We start from the raw sequence: 13,865 nt of genomic DNA, 5'->3' as shown, positions 1-13,865 counted from the left end.
AAATGCAAATTTCCGGTTTTTTTTGAGTTAATTATAAAGGGAACATTTAAATGAGTACTCTACTAAGAAGTGCTGCGCTCGTTCTGTGCGCAGGGGTTAGCTGCGCGCACGCAACGGAATCAGCAAAACACTGGGAATTTAATATCGGTGCCATGTATGAAATTGAAAACGTCGAAGGTCAGGGCGACGATAAAGATGGATTATATGAACCCTCTGTGTGGTTTAATGCCACATGGGATGCCTGGACCCTTTCGCTGGCAATGTATCAGGAAGGACCGGTTGATTACAGCAGCATGACCCGTGGGACCTATTTTGACCGTCCGGAATTTGAATTACGCTATCGCTTTATTGGCACCGATGATTTTACACTCGGGTTGACCGGCGGTTTCCGTAATTACGGTTATCACTTTAAAGATGAACACGGTGCCAAAGACGGTAGCGCAAATATGCAGCGCTACAAAATTCAGCCCGACTGGGATATTAAATTGTCCGACGACTGGCGTTTTGGTGGCTGGTTTGCCATGTATCAGTTTGCAAATGACCTGGAAAAAACCGGTTATGCCGACAGCCGTGTAGAAACGGAAACGGGTTTTACCTGGACCATTAATGAAACCTTCTCTGCAAAAGTGAACTATTATCTTGAGCGCGGTTTCAATATGGACAGTTCACGTAATAACGGCGAATTTTCAACGCAGGAAATTCGTGCGTATCTGCCTGTTTCATTAGGCCAGACGACGCTCACGCCATATACCCGTCTGGGGCTGGATCGCTGGTCGAACTGGGACTGGCAGGACGATCCCGATCGTGAAGGACACGATTTCAACCGACTGGGTTTACTGTACGCGTATGACTTCAACAATGGATTATCCATGACGCTGGAATACGCCTACGAATGGGAAAACCATGACGAAGGCGACAGCGACCGTTTCCACTACGCGGGTGTTGGCGTTAATTACGCGTTCTGACAGACCGGATGCCAGGGGCTTTCAGCCCCTGGTTTTAGCGAAGAGAGGGCGCTAACGTAAAATGGGTATCGACAAGCACTTTTTGTGGCGCAGGCTGACCGGCGATACGCCTGAAAAGAAGATTGCAGCTCTCTTCACCCAGCTTGCGGGTTGGGATATCAAAACCCCCGGGTGCTGGCGTTAAAATGAGGGAGAGCATCGGGTCACTGTATCCTGCAATCACCACCTGCTCGGGGATCCTCAGATCCAGAGTATCCGCCGCGCGATAAAGGCTGAGTAACTTCATGCTGTCAGTGGCAAATACCGCATCAGGTGGCGTGGCCGAGGAGAGCAATTCTGTGGCCGCGGCAAGCGCGCTTTCATGGGTATATCCGCCGTCGATGATCCACGCCGGGTTAATGGCGATGCCGTGCTTTTCCAGGCTGGATTTATAACCGGCAAGACGATCAATCGAAACATGATAATTGAGCGGCGCGTGCAGACAGGCAATGTTACGTCGGCCATTTTTAATAAAGGTTTCTGTTAGCGTAGCACTGTCCTGGAAATTATCCGTGTCGACCGAGTAAATATTCTGAAAATCACCTTCGACTTTCCCGATGACGACCACCGGTACGCCATAAGCATCCAGCGTTGTGAAAAAGGATTCATTTGCCGGTGAGCTTAGCATGATGATCCCTTTAATCATTTTTTGTTTTATTTTACTTTCGCATTTCAGCAGATCGTCTTCACTGCTTTTCGAGGTTTGCAAAATAACGTCAAAACCTTCCTCTTCAGCTTTGGCTGTTATGGCATGCAGAACATCAGAGAAAAAAGGGTTGCCGGCGGTGGTTTTCGTCGAGCGTGTCGAAATAACCATAATGGCGTCGAAGCCAGAAGAGGTCAGGGCGCGGGCGAGTTTATTGGGTTGATAATTTAATTCGTCAATCGCCTTCAACACTTTTTCACGCGCTTCAGGAGAAATATTCGTTTGTTTATTCAGAACGCGGGAGACGGTTGATTTCGAAACGCCGGCAACCCGTGCGATATCATAGATGGTGGGTGACATACACCTTACTCACTCCTGACTAACAGCAATGTCGTTCATCTTACTGGAGAGAAAACGGCAATAGCAATAAATAAGAATTGATAATCAACGATCTGCCCCCATTTATTGTATTCTGAAGCAATGTATTTGAGGCTTCCGGGCAATGAAGGACGGCGATGAAGCGACTTAAGAACGAACTCAATTCACTGGTGAACCGTGGCGTTGACCGTCATCTGCGTCTGGCGGTGACGGGGCTGAGCCGCAGCGGCAAGACGGCGTTTATCACCGCGATGGTGAACCAGCTGCTTAACCTGCACAGTGGGGCGCGGCTGCCGCTGCTGAGCGCCGTGCGGGAAGAGCGCCTGCTGGGGGTTAAACGTGTGCCTCAGCGCGATTTTGGCATTCCCCGTTTTACCTATGATGAAGGGCTGGCTCAGCTTTATGGTGAACCGCCCACCTGGCCGACGCCGACGCGCGGGGTGAGTGAAATTCGCCTTGCGCTGCGTTTTCGCTCTAATGAATCCCTGATGCGCCACTTCAAGGATACCTCCACCCTGTATCTGGAAATTGTGGATTACCCCGGTGAGTGGTTGCTCGATTTACCTATGCTGGCTCAGGACTATCTCAGCTGGTCACGACAGATGACGGGGCTGTTGCAGGGCAACCGCGCCGAGTGGTCGACGAAATGGCGAAAACTGTGCGAAGGCCTGGATCCGATGGCCCCTGCCGATGAAAACCGGCTGGCGGCGATTGCCGAGGCCTGGACGGAGTATCTGCATCAGTGTAAGCAGGAAGGGTTGCATTTCATCCAGCCGGGCCGTTTTGTTCTGCCGGGAGATTTGGCGGGCGCACCTGCGCTGCAGTTTTTCCCGTGGCCGGACGTGGATGGCATCGGGGAGTCAAAACTGGCCCAGGCGGACAAACACACTAACGCCGGAATGCTGCGCGAGCGTTACAATTACTACTGTGAAAAAGTGGTGAAAGGTTTTTATAAAAACCATTTTTTACGTTTTGATCGCCAGATTGTGCTGGTGGATTGCCTGCAACCGCTGAACAGCGGGCCGCAGGCCTTCAACGATATGCGCCTGGCGCTGACACAGTTAATGCAAAGTTTTCACTACGGGCAGCGCACGCTGTTTCGTCGTCTCTTCTCACCCGTTATCGACAAGTTGCTGTTTGCGGCCACAAAAGCCGATCACGTGACGGTCGATCAGCATGCCAATATGGTGTCGCTGCTGCAGCAACTGGTGCAGGACGCCTGGCAGAATGCCGCGTTCGAAGGGATCAGTATGGATTGCCTCGGACTGGCTTCCGTACAGGCGACACAGAGTGGGTTGATTGACCTTAATGGCGAGAAAATACCGGCATTGCGCGGGAATCGTCTTAGCGACGGCGAACCGCTTACTGTCTATCCGGGCGAAGTGCCCGCCCGCCTTCCGGGGCCGGCCTTCTGGCAGAACCAGGGCTTCCAGTTTGAAGCCTTCCGCCCGCAGGCCATGACGGTCGATCAGCCGTTACCGCATATCCGTCTGGATGCGGCGCTGGAGTTTTTGATTGGAGATAAATTGCGATGACGGAACCGTTAAAACCGCGCATTGATTTTACCGGAACGCTTGAGCAAGAGCACCCGGAGGCGTTTAAAACTGCGCAGACGTTTAATGGCCCGCAGGCAGATAATTTTGCCCCGGCGCTGACCGAAGAGCTGCTTGTTGAAGAGGGGCCGGCTGAAGCGGTCGTGGAAGCCGCGCTACGCCCAAAACGCAGCCTGTGGCGAAAGATGGTGACTGCCGGGCTGGCGTTGTTTGGCGTCAGCGTGGTTGGGCAAGGCGTCCAGTGGGCAGTCAACGCCTGGCAAACCCAGGACTGGGTCGCGTTGGGCGGCTGCGCTGCCGGTGCTCTGATTGTGGGGGCGGGTGTCGGGTCTGTTGCGACCGAGTGGCGTCGCCTGTGGCGCCTGCGACAGCGCGCCCATGAGCGTGATGAAGCGCGGGATCTGCTCCACAGTCACGGAACCGGCAAAGGCCGCGCGTTTTGTGAAAAGCTGGCCAGTCAGGCGGGTATTGATCAGTCGCACCCGGCGCTTCAGCGCTGGTATGCCGCTATCCATGAAACCCAGAACGATCGTGAAGTGGTGACGCTGTATTCCCACATGGTGCAGCCGGTGCTGGATGCCCAGGCGCGGCGCGAAATCAGCCGCTCTGCTGCGGAATCAACCCTGATGATTGCCGTCAGCCCGCTGGCGCTGGTGGATATGGCGTTTATCGCCTGGCGTAACCTGCGTCTGATTAACCGGATTGCTGCTTTATACGGCATTGAGTTGGGGTACTACAGCCGCCTTCGCTTGTTCCGTCTGGTATTGCTCAACATCGCCTTTGCCGGAGCAAGCGAGCTGGTGCGGGAAGTGGGGATGGACTGGATGTCGCAGGATCTGGCGGCGCGTCTCTCTGCCCGTGCCGCGCAGGGTATTGGTGCCGGTTTGTTGACCGCCCGTCTGGGCATCAAAGCGATGGAAGTGTGCCGTCCACTGCCGTGGATTGATGGCGATAAGCCGCGATTGGGGGATTTCCGACGTGAGTTAATCGGTCAGCTCAAAGAGACGCTCAATAAAAAACCGGTTCAGTAGCCGGTTTGGTCATTAATCGTGCTGGCTGTCAATATTTGTTGACAGCCATCTTCCCGATCACCGTGTTCTGACATATCATTTTAATGTTATTGGCTTAAAACGGTGAATTTCCCATGCGTCTTGAAGTCTTCTGTGAAGACCGTCTCGGTCTGACCCGCGAATTACTCGATCTTCTTGTTTTACGTAGCATTGATTTACGTGGCATTGAGATCGATCCTGTCGGGCGAATTTACCTCAATTTTGCCGAAATTGAATTTAATACGTTCAGTAGCCTGATGGCAGAAATACGCCGTATCGCTGGCGTTACGGATGTACGCACCATCCCCTGGATGCCGTCGGAGCGTGAGCATCTGGCATTGAGCGCATTGCTTGAAGCCATGCCAGAGCCTTTCCTCTCCCTGGATTTAAAAAGTAAGGTTGAGCGTGTTAACCATGCCAGCTGCCAGCTGTTCGCGCAGAGTCAGGAAAAACTCAGCAACCACAACGCAGCACAGTTGATTCCCGGCTTTAACTTCCAGCGCTGGCTGGACAGCAACCCGCAGAACACCCACAGCGAGCATGTGGTTATCCACGGACAGAATTTCTTAATGGAAATAACGCCGGTCTATCTGAAAGGCGAGGCCGACACGCGCGTTCTGACCGGCGCCGTGATCATGCTGCGTTCTACCGTGCGCATGGGCCGTCAGCTGCAAAATATCTCCAGCCAGGATGTGGGGGCATTCAGCCAGATTATTGCCGTCAGCCCGAAAATGCGGCATGTGGTGGATCAGGCGCGCAAACTCGCGAGTCTGACCGCGCCACTGCTGATTACCGGCGATACCGGTACCGGGAAGGACCTGCTGGCGCATGCTGTGCATCTGGCCAGCCCGCGAGCGGCAAAACCGTATCTGGCCCTCAACTGCGCCTCGATTCCGGAAGATGCCGTCGAAAGCGAATTATTTGGTCACGCGCCGGAAGGTAAAAAAGGGTTCTTCGAGCAGGCTAACGGCGGTTCCGTGCTGCTGGACGAGATTGGTGAAATGTCGCCACGCATGCAGGCCAAGCTGCTGCGCTTCCTCAATGATGGCACGTTCCGCCGCGTAGGCGAGGATCATGAAGTTCATGTGGATGTGCGTGTGATTTGTGCGACGCAGAAAAACCTGGTCGAACTGGTGCAAAAAGGGGTATTCCGCGAGGATCTCTACTACCGCCTGAATGTCCTGACCCTGAATATCCCACCGCTGCGCGATTGCCCGCAGGATATCATGCCGCTGACCGAACTCTTTGTGGCGCGCTTTGCCGACGAGCAGGGGGTACCGCGTCCGAAGCTTTCAGCCGATCTCGGCACGGTGCTCATGCGCTACGGCTGGCCGGGCAACATTCGCCAACTCAAGAACGCCGTTTACCGCGCACTGACGCAGCTGGAAGGTTATGAACTGCGGCCGCAGGATATTCTGTTACCGGATTACGATGCCGGGACGGTGTCAGTAGGTGAAGAGGCGATGGAAGGTTCGCTGGATGACATTACCAGCCGTTTTGAGCGCTCCGTGCTGACGCAACTGTACCGTAGCTATCCAAGCACCCGTAAGCTGGCAAAACGCCTTGGCGTTTCACACACGGCGATTGCCAATAAGTTGCGAGAGTATGGTTTGAATCAGAAGAAGGGTGACGAATAACGGTAAAAAGCCTCTGTAAAGAGGCTTTTTTTTACTCATTCTTTTGCGATAGGGGTGCTATTAATGTCGACCTTTGTCTCTCCCTGAATCGATGCAATACGGTTCTCCACGTCTTTCACCTGTTGCGGGTTATGGAGCAGGGTATAGGTCAGATCAAACTGTGTGCTGGCTCCCGGTTGCAGTTGCTTAACGCGTTTTTGTTCGCGCTCAATGGTGACCGGGTAGGCGTAGCTGGTACCCGGCTCAATACCGGTGACATAACCTTGCTTCAGGGTGTCGGTGTTTTTCCATAAGGTCAGCACCGGCAACTGGCGGGTATCAAACTGAATGGACGCCCCTTTATCACCGGCTTTATTCACCACGGCCGCGAGGGTTTTGTGGTTGTTATCCGCAAGCGGTTTGAGGTTAAACACCATCTCATCAAAGCCTTTCGTTGGCCCGGCATAGGTCTGCCAGTCGTTGACACCGGCTTTCGCGTAGTCATTGAATGGACTGACGCTCGCAACCGGGGCAAGGAAGCGCGCGCCTTCTTCGAGGATCGGGGTACCAAAGTTGCTGTGGTAGATGATTTGATAATCATGCGGGTAATCAGCATGGTTTGTCAGAACATCATGCAAACTGAACTGGTTGGTTCCTGGGACGTAACGCAGTTCGGTCATGGTCTGCAAATCTGCTTTTTTGAACGTGCTCTCTTTGATCAAACCGCGAATTCGAATTTCATGGGGGGCGGCGTCAGCCACCTCCACTTCAACCTGCGATACAGGCGTATTGCCCGCCTTGCCGTGAAGCGTGTAGATTTGGCCGTCAGCCGTGACCGGGTGGCCCGTCCACTCATAGCCACAGCGCACCATCATCTCGTTGAAACCTTCCAGCCAGCCAAGCCCGTTGCGACTTTCCAGATTAATATATGCCGGGTTCACGACCTCTTTTACCGGGGAATCCCAGCCCATTCTGGTGCCGAAGCCTTCCACACGGAGCAGGTTCATGCCGCGAGAGGGGCTTAAGGTAATTGTCAGGCCACTTTTACTGCTGATAACAAGGATTTTGCTGCCTTCCTGTTTGCCACCGTGCAACACTTTTTGTTCAATGCTGAACGCCTGATCTTTTACCTTCAGCTCATCGCTCGTTATTTTCCAGTTTCCTTTCTCCACGCCGCTTTCAGCGCTTGTCAGCACCCAGGTTTTCGCCGCAGCCTGACCCGAAATCAAAGCCGCAAGGAGCGTAATAGCCAGTTTAATTTTCATATCCTTTCCTTTTTGCTGAAACGATTATTTGCTTTCGTCAGCAAATCTAATGTTTTGACCTGAAGGGAAATGTGATGTGCTTCACTGGGGAAGAAAATATGAATATTTAAGGTCTAATATGAGAATAAGATCGCAATTAAGTTAACTTCAATACAATTATTTGCACAGTAAATGTGAACGGTGAATGGTTTAGCTTTAACGATTCAGCTTGAAGGGAATAAAAAACCCCGCCAGTGCGAGGTTTGTCATGTGTCGTCTTCCAGAGCCTGCAAAGAGAAATAAACCCTGTTATTTCATTAGATTGCTAAGCTATATAGAATGCTAAGCATTCATTATGCTTTCAACACGTCCAACGCGGCAGTGTAATCCGGCTCGGTGGTGATTTCGTTAACCAGTTCGCTGAACACGACGTTGTCATTTTCATCGATAACCAGTACAGCGCGCGCTGCCAGGCCTTTCAGTGGGCCTTCCGCGATGCTCACGCCGTAGTTTTCCAGGAAATCCGGGCTGCGCAGGGTGGAGAGGGTAATGACGTTGCTCAGACCTTCAGCACCGCAGAAACGGGACTGGGCGAACGGCAGATCGGCAGAAATACACAGCACAACGGTGTTGTCCATGTCCGTCGCCAGCTGGTTGAATTTGCGCACGGATGCAGCACAGACGCCGGTGTCGATGCTTGGGAAAATGTTCAGGACTTTGCGTTTGCCAGCAAACTGAGACAGTGTGACGTCAGACAGATCTTTAGCCACCAGAGTAAAAGCCTGTGCTTTGCTGCCAGCCTGTGGAATGGAACCTGCAACAGCAACCGGGTTGCCCTGGAAATGAACGAGTTGTGACATAGATATCTTCCTGTTTACATATAGTTAACGTCGGGGCTAGTGTATGCCATCAGCGGATAACACGGCAAACCAATTTTTTCGCCTTTCCGGGCCGCAAGGAGTCAGTGATGAGAAGCGTTAAGGTCTATGAAGAAGCCTGGCCATTGCATACCCCGTTTGTGATCTCCCGCGGCAGTCGAAGCGAAGCCAGTGTGGTCGTGGTGGAGATAGAAGAGGACGGCATTAAGGGCGTCGGCGAATGCACGCCGTACCCGCGCTATGGCGAAAGTCTGGCGTCGGTAATGGCACTTATCATGACACTCGTTCCCGATCTGGAAAAAGGGCTCACCCGCGAGGCGTTACAGCAGCGTATACCCGCCGGCGCGGCACGTAATGCGATTGACTGCGCACTCTGGAGCCTGGAGGCTGCCAAACAGCAAACTTCGCTGACGACGCTGCTAGGCGTCACGTTGCCGACATCGGTTGTCACGGCGCAAACGGTGGTGATTGGCGAGCCTGAACACATGGCCGCCAGCGCAAAAGCACTCTTTGATGCGGGGGCGACGCTGTTAAAGGTGAAGCTTGACGATCGTCTGATCAGCGAGCGTATGGTCGCTATCCGCTCGGCAGTCCCGACAGCCACGTTAATTGTGGATGCGAATGAGTCATGGCATCCCGAAGGCCTTGCCGCACGATGTCAGCTGCTGGCCGACCTGGGCGTAGCCATGCTGGAACAGCCTCTGCCGGCACAGGATGATGCGGCGCTGAAGAATTTTATCCACCCGCTGCCCATCTGCGCGGATGAAAGCTGCCATACGCGCGATAGCCTGGTTGAACTGCAGGGCCGTTACGAGATGGTCAATATCAAACTCGACAAGACCGGTGGGCTGACAGAGGCGCTGGCGCTGGCAGAACAGGCGCAAGCTCAGGGGTTTTCAATCATGCTGGGATGTATGCTGTGTACATCCCGGGCGATCAACGCGGCGCTGCCGCTGGTAAATCATGTCAGTTTTGCCGATCTTGATGGCCCGACATGGCTGGCGGTTGACGTTTCACCGGCACTCACGTTTACCAGCGGCGTCCTTCATTTTTGAGGCTGCCAGCGCAGAAGCTCCACCATGGCCTTTAAATATTTTTCGCTGGCTTCGTCTGACGATATCGGCGGGAATTCCGCGGTGATGCAAGGTAATCCCAGGTCGGCACACCAGCTGCCGAATGAGCCAGGGGTTTCATAGCCCACGCTGGAGACAAGCGGCAGGGCGAAAGCATTCGCCAGCCATTCGCCCAGCTCGGTGTGCCGCGGATCTTCGATGCAGGCCAGCGGATCGTGAAAGGTGACAACCCAGGCCGGGTGGATCTTATGGATTAACTGGCACAGCGCCTGTGTTTCCGGCTCCGAGCCCGGCGTGTCGCCGGTCAGCAAGACAACGTCACGCTCTTCGGCGGAGCTGTTCCAGCGATAAACCGTTTCACCGGCGCGCCAGTTTGCTGCAGGGAAATTACGGTTTAAATCGATGCCCCGCGCATTGGCGCGTAACCCAAGCTGACACCCATCCGGGTTGACGGCCAGAATCACGTGATGACGTCGTAAGCTGGGCGTCAACGTGCGCAGCGCGCACGAGAGCGTGACGACAGAAGAGTTCTCGTCGCCGTGCGTGCCGGCAATGATTAAGCCGCTGTTGCGATCGGCATCGGGGGCCGGAAACCAAATCAGCGATGCGCCTAGAAATGAACGGCCATACTGCTCTGCACCTGGCGGGAAGGCGCCGCGTTCCGCTCTGGGTCGGGTGATTGCCATAGGAAATCCTGATAAAGAAGTCTCTACTGGCAGTGTTGTGCAAAACTCGCGGTTAATCAAATAGTTTCCGTATGGCGGGAAAATTGCCGGATATCAACTTTCCGGAGGAAGGTATTTGCAATTCTCATTGTCGAAACAAATAATTACGCATCTGCTTATTACCTGAATTCATAAAAGGGGATCTTATGAAGCATCCTGTTTCGCGTCTCTGTGCTGCACTGTTGCTGTGCGGACTCTCTTCACTTTCGTACGCCGCTGATGTGCCACAGGGCACGGTACTGGCGCAAAAACAGGAGCTGGTCAGACACATTAAAGATGAGCCGGCTTCCCTTGATCCGGCAAAAGCCGTGGGATTACCCGAGATACAGGTCATTCGCGACCTTTTTGAAGGACTGGTTAATCAGAATGAGAAAGGTGAACTGACCCCAGGCGTGGCGACGCGCTGGCAGAGTAACGATAACCGTATCTGGACTTTCTCCTTACGTGATAACGCGAAATGGTCTGACGGTTCTCCAGTTACCGCTCAGGATTTTGTCTACAGCTGGCAGCGTCTGGTTGATCCGAAAACCACGTCTCCGTTTGCCTGGTTTGCGGCGCTGGCGGGTATCCATAACGCACAGGCGATAATTGATGGTAAAGCCGCGCCAGATACGCTGGGCGTGACGGCCGTAGATGCAAAAACCTTACGTGTGCAGCTGGATAAACCGCTGCCGTGGTTTAGCAATCTGACGGCAAACTTTGCCTTCTATCCGGTGCAAAAGGCCAATGTGGAGAGCGGCAAAGAGTTGACGCGTCCGGGGGCTCTGGTCGGAAATGGCGCCTACGTTCTGAAAGATCGCGTGGTGAATGAAAAACTGGTTGTGGTGCCAAATACACACTACTGGGATAACGCCAAAACCGTCCTGCAAAAAGTGACGTTCATACCGATTAACCAGGAATCCTCGGCCACTAAACGCTATCTGGCGGATGATATTGATATCACCGAATCGTTCCCGAAAAACATGTATCAGAAGCTGCTCAAGGACATTCCGGGACAGGTGTATACACCGCCTCAGCTGGGCACCTATTACTATGCGTTTAATACGCAAAAAGGACCCACGGCCGATGCCCGTGTACGTCTCGCCCTGAGCATGACCATCGATCGCCGCATCATGGCGGACAAAGTGTTAGGAACCGGTGAGAAGCCCGCCTGGCATTTCACGCCAGACGTGACGGCAGGGTTTACGCCAGAAACCTCGCCGTTTGAGCAGATGTCACAGCAGGAACTTAATGCCCAGGCGAAAACGCTGCTTCAGGCCGCGGGCTATGGCCCTCAGCGCCCGCTGAAGCTGAACCTGTTGTACAACACGTCAGAAAACCATCAGAAAATCGCGATTGCGGTGGCCTCGATGTGGAAGAAAAACCTCGGCGTTGACGTCAAACTGCAAAACCAGGAGTGGAAAACCTACATCGATAGCCGTAATACCGGTAATTTCGATGTGATCCGCGCGTCATGGGTCGGGGATTACAATGAGCCATCGACCTTCCTGTCGTTATTGACCTCAACCCACAGCGGCAATATTTCGCGTTTCAACGATCCGGCGTACGATAAAATTATCCATCAGGCGACGCTCGAAAACACGGCGAAAGCCCGTAACGCAGACTACAACATGGCGGAGAAAATCCTCACGGAAAAAGCGCCAATCGCACCTATTTACCAGTACACCAACGGCCGCCTGATCAAACCATGGGTGAAAGGTTACCCCATTAATAACCCGGAAGACGTGGCTTATAGCCGGACGATGTATATTGAGAAACACTGACGAGCCGGGAACCGCCGGTCTTCGTTGTGAACGTTAAATTAAGAGCTGGCGCATTTGCGCCAGTTTTTCTTTATTGAACGAGGGATGTTTGTTCCGTGAGTCAAAGGGGAGGTAAATGATGACGGATGAAAAGAAAGAGAAAGCGTCTTTCCCGGCAGGGTTAGGGATTATGGATAAAATCTGGGAATGGCAATGGATTATCCGCTTCATCTATATTGTCCTTTTCGCCGATCTGGCGCTGCTGGTATACAGCGGGCAAGGAATGTTGACCTGGCCTGTTCAGACACTTAACTGGACCGAACATCTGGGATTTTTCTGCGTGGCGCTCGCCGGCTTAGGTTTAATTGCCACCACCCTGATGCCTTTTATAGCCAATATCGTCAGGCTATTACTCAATGAGTTCATCTACAGCGGAATCTTCCCGGATTTCTTGCGCGCGCAGAGTGATTATCAGAAGAGGTCGGGTGAAGTTCCTTCAGGCGAAGTACTTGATTTAGCGTTGAAGGAAAACAACCAGTTCCTGCTTAATTATTATGAAAAACATAATGCAAACTGGCGCACGAAATTTCATGAACGATTTAAAGTCGGGGATTTACTCTTTGGGATCCTCTTTTTCATGATGCTTGATGACCATCCGCAGTGGTTTAGCGACGCGCAGCATTCGCTGGTCATCGATCTGTTCAGCCACGGCGGTGAAAGCGGAACCGTTCTCTTTTATACCGTACTTATACTCATCTTTAGTACGCTGATGAGTCTCTGGTTTGGTAAATGGGACTGGGGGAACATCTACTATCCGCCACTGTATCGTGAAAAAGAGGAAGCCCGCAGAAAAGCGCGTGAGCGGGAAGCGCAGTGGGAGCGGCAGGATCGCTAAATCGCCGGGGGACACATTATTCCCAGCGGATTTCTCCCGCCAGGCGCTGCTGGCGGGAGCAGGGCAACGTTATTCTAGCAATGCACTGAATTTCGCCAGCCATTGCGGATGCGCAGGCCAGGCGGGGGCAGTGACCAGATTACCGTCTACGTGCGCCTGATCGATACCAATATTGGCATAGTGCCCGCCGCCGAGGCGGACTTCAGGCGCACAGGCGGGATAGGCGCTACAGGTTCGTCCTTTTAATATGCCGGCAGCAGCGAGCAGTTGCGGTCCGTGGCAAACCGCAGCAATCGGTTTGCGCGCGGCGTCGAAGGCCTGCACCAGTTTCAGCACGTCATCATTTAGCCGGAGATATTCAGGGGCTCGTCCGCCCGGGATTAGCAGCGCGTCATAATCCTGCTCTTTTACGGCGGAAAAATCGGCATTGAGGATAAAACGGTGGCCCGGCTTTTCACTGTAGGTCTGGGCACCGTCGAAATCATGGATCGCCGTCATGATGTAGTCGCCACGGGATTTGTCCGGGCAGACGGCGTCCACCTGATGGCCAATCATCTGTAAAGCCTGAAAGGGCACCATTGTTTCATAATCTTCGGCGTAATCGCCGACCAACATCAGGATTTTCTTGCTCATCATTTCTCACCTTTAGGTTTAACGATGTTTAAGATATAGCCTGGCACAGCTGAATTGCCGGAAATAAAAAAAGCCCGTCAGAGAACGGGCGAAATAAGCAAATGATTTAATGATTCGTTATCAACTTGTTGGAGGATAACGTTGCGTATTTTACGCACCTCTTACCGGTGCTGATACCTGACAAATTCGGTAGGTGAAACAAGGAATTAAACATGCGTCATAGCGCATCGAAGGTGGGGTAGATACTGTTCTCAAGGTATTCCACCAGAAACCAGATCTCACCGCTGAAAATAAACCAGAAGCCAAATATAATAACGAATAAAATAATTATGGTGAGTATTATTTCTGTTTTTCCCATTGCACATCTACCCACCTGTGGTCCATTTACTCGAGAGGGGCATTGTAACGGGGCTTACGAAGATACACCAG

Annotated in this window: 13 protein-coding genes; 7 read left to right on the top strand and 6 right to left on the bottom strand. The window is 52.9% G+C overall.

Annotated features, from left to right (window positions below):
• Positions 1-50: 50 nt before the first annotated feature.
• Positions 51-965: an OmpG family monomeric porin gene (locus AM379_RS20485; protein WP_025204021.1), complete on the top strand. Its 915-nt coding sequence runs from the start codon at positions 51-53 to the stop codon at positions 963-965.
• A gap of 34 nt (positions 966-999) precedes the next feature.
• Here AM379_RS20485 and AM379_RS20480 read toward each other — a convergent pair whose 3' ends face one another.
• Positions 1,000-2,010 carry a LacI family DNA-binding transcriptional regulator gene (locus AM379_RS20480; protein ID WP_014170329.1) on the bottom strand — a complete coding sequence of 337 codons (1,011 nt, stop codon included), beginning with the start codon at positions 2,008-2,010 and terminating at the stop codon, positions 1,000-1,002.
• Between the two features lie 155 nt (positions 2,011-2,165).
• On the opposite strand from AM379_RS20480, the gene AM379_RS20475 reads away from it, so the two are divergent.
• The 3 genes from AM379_RS20475 to tyrR all read left to right on the top strand — a co-directional run bounded on the left by AM379_RS20475 (position 2,166) and on the right by tyrR (position 6,267).
• Entirely contained in the window at positions 2,166-3,563 is a 1,398-nt protein-coding gene (locus AM379_RS20475; protein ID WP_106504168.1) for a YcjX family protein, read from the top strand.
• Positions 3,560-4,612 (top strand): YcjF family protein, encoded by a 1,053-nt coding sequence (locus AM379_RS20470; RefSeq protein WP_020882470.1) that lies wholly within the window; start codon positions 3,560-3,562, stop codon positions 4,610-4,612. Before AM379_RS20475 ends, AM379_RS20470 begins: the two co-directional genes overlap by 4 nt.
• Before the next feature lie 113 nt (positions 4,613-4,725).
• Complete coding sequence (gene tyrR / locus AM379_RS20465; protein WP_014170325.1) at positions 4,726-6,267, top strand: transcriptional regulator TyrR; 1,542 nt, start codon at positions 4,726-4,728, stop codon at positions 6,265-6,267.
• Between the two features lie 35 nt (positions 6,268-6,302).
• Here tyrR and AM379_RS20460 read toward each other — a convergent pair whose 3' ends face one another.
• Both AM379_RS20460 and tpx read right to left on the bottom strand, forming a co-directional pair.
• Positions 6,303-7,511 (bottom strand): aldose 1-epimerase family protein, encoded by a 1,209-nt coding sequence (locus AM379_RS20460; RefSeq protein ID WP_032678271.1) that lies wholly within the window; start codon positions 7,509-7,511, stop codon positions 6,303-6,305.
• Positions 7,512-7,843: 332 nt separating this feature from the next.
• Entirely contained in the window at positions 7,844-8,350 is a 507-nt protein-coding gene (gene tpx / locus AM379_RS20455) for a thiol peroxidase (protein WP_032678270.1), read from the bottom strand.
• Between the two features lie 107 nt (positions 8,351-8,457).
• Between tpx and ycjG the strand changes: the two genes are divergently transcribed.
• The gene (gene ycjG, locus AM379_RS20450; RefSeq protein ID WP_032678269.1) at positions 8,458-9,423 is read left to right on the top strand and encodes an L-Ala-D/L-Glu epimerase; all 966 of its coding nucleotides are present in this window, start codon (positions 8,458-8,460) and stop codon (positions 9,421-9,423) included.
• Here ycjG and mpaA read toward each other — a convergent pair.
• On the bottom strand, positions 9,414-10,127 hold the full coding sequence (gene mpaA, locus AM379_RS20445; RefSeq protein ID WP_020882474.1) for a murein tripeptide amidase MpaA: 714 nt from the start codon (positions 10,125-10,127) through the stop codon (positions 9,414-9,416). The two genes, ycjG and mpaA, sit on opposite strands and share 10 nt — an antisense overlap.
• Before the next feature lie 185 nt (positions 10,128-10,312).
• On the opposite strand from mpaA, the gene AM379_RS20440 reads away from it, so the two are divergent.
• Together AM379_RS20440 and AM379_RS20435 are read left to right on the top strand one after the other, a co-directional pair.
• Positions 10,313-11,929, top strand: coding sequence for a peptide ABC transporter substrate-binding protein (locus tag AM379_RS20440; protein WP_106504167.1), 1,617 nt, complete (start codon positions 10,313-10,315; stop codon positions 11,927-11,929).
• 169 nt (positions 11,930-12,098) lie between these two features.
• Entirely contained in the window at positions 12,099-12,803 is a 705-nt protein-coding gene (locus AM379_RS20435; RefSeq protein ID WP_236900305.1) for a hypothetical protein, read from the top strand.
• Between the two features lie 69 nt (positions 12,804-12,872).
• Here AM379_RS20435 and AM379_RS20430 read toward each other — a convergent pair whose 3' ends face one another.
• Positions 12,873-13,436 carry a DJ-1/PfpI family protein gene (locus AM379_RS20430; protein WP_025204027.1) on the bottom strand — a complete coding sequence of 188 codons (564 nt, stop codon included), beginning with the start codon at positions 13,434-13,436 and terminating at the stop codon, positions 12,873-12,875.
• A gap of 217 nt (positions 13,437-13,653) precedes the next feature.
• A complete protein-coding gene (locus tag AM379_RS24130; RefSeq protein WP_020882478.1) occupies positions 13,654-13,794 on the bottom strand; it encodes an Ecr family regulatory small membrane protein in 141 nt (46 codons plus the stop codon).
• Between the last annotated feature and the right edge of the window lie 71 nt (positions 13,795-13,865).

Source organism: Enterobacter cloacae complex sp. FDA-CDC-AR_0132 (assembly GCF_003010695.1).
Lineage (GTDB): Bacteria > Pseudomonadota > Gammaproteobacteria > Enterobacterales > Enterobacteriaceae > Enterobacter > Enterobacter ludwigii.
This window is presented reverse-complemented; position numbering and strand designations above follow the sequence as displayed.

Excerpts from the sequence above, each read along its gene's own strand:
- AM379_RS24130 (WP_020882478.1), bottom strand. The coding sequence starts at position 13,794 with ATGGGAAAAACAGAAATAATACTCACCATAATTATTTTATTCGTTATT.
- tpx (WP_032678270.1), bottom strand. The coding sequence starts at position 8,350 with ATGTCACAACTCGTTCATTTCCAGGGCAACCCGGTTGCTGTTGCAGGT.
- ycjG (WP_032678269.1), top strand. The coding sequence starts at position 8,458 with ATGAGAAGCGTTAAGGTCTATGAAGAAGCCTGGCCATTGCATACCCCG.
- AM379_RS20435 (WP_236900305.1), top strand. The coding sequence starts at position 12,099 with ATGGATAAAATCTGGGAATGGCAATGGATTATCCGCTTCATCTATATT.
- tyrR (WP_014170325.1), top strand. The coding sequence starts at position 4,726 with ATGCGTCTTGAAGTCTTCTGTGAAGACCGTCTCGGTCTGACCCGCGAA.
- AM379_RS20470 (WP_020882470.1), top strand. The coding sequence starts at position 3,560 with ATGACGGAACCGTTAAAACCGCGCATTGATTTTACCGGAACGCTTGAG.
- AM379_RS20460 (WP_032678271.1), bottom strand. The coding sequence starts at position 7,511 with ATGAAAATTAAACTGGCTATTACGCTCCTTGCGGCTTTGATTTCGGGT.
- AM379_RS20475 (WP_106504168.1), top strand. The coding sequence starts at position 2,166 with ATGAAGCGACTTAAGAACGAACTCAATTCACTGGTGAACCGTGGCGTT.
- AM379_RS20440 (WP_106504167.1), top strand. The coding sequence starts at position 10,313 with ATGAAGCATCCTGTTTCGCGTCTCTGTGCTGCACTGTTGCTGTGCGGA.
- mpaA (WP_020882474.1), bottom strand. The coding sequence starts at position 10,127 with ATGGCAATCACCCGACCCAGAGCGGAACGCGGCGCCTTCCCGCCAGGT.
- AM379_RS20430 (WP_025204027.1), bottom strand. The coding sequence starts at position 13,436 with ATGAGCAAGAAAATCCTGATGTTGGTCGGCGATTACGCCGAAGATTAT.
- AM379_RS20485 (WP_025204021.1), top strand. The coding sequence starts at position 51 with ATGAGTACTCTACTAAGAAGTGCTGCGCTCGTTCTGTGCGCAGGGGTT.
- AM379_RS20480 (WP_014170329.1), bottom strand. The coding sequence starts at position 2,010 with ATGTCACCCACCATCTATGATATCGCACGGGTTGCCGGCGTTTCGAAA.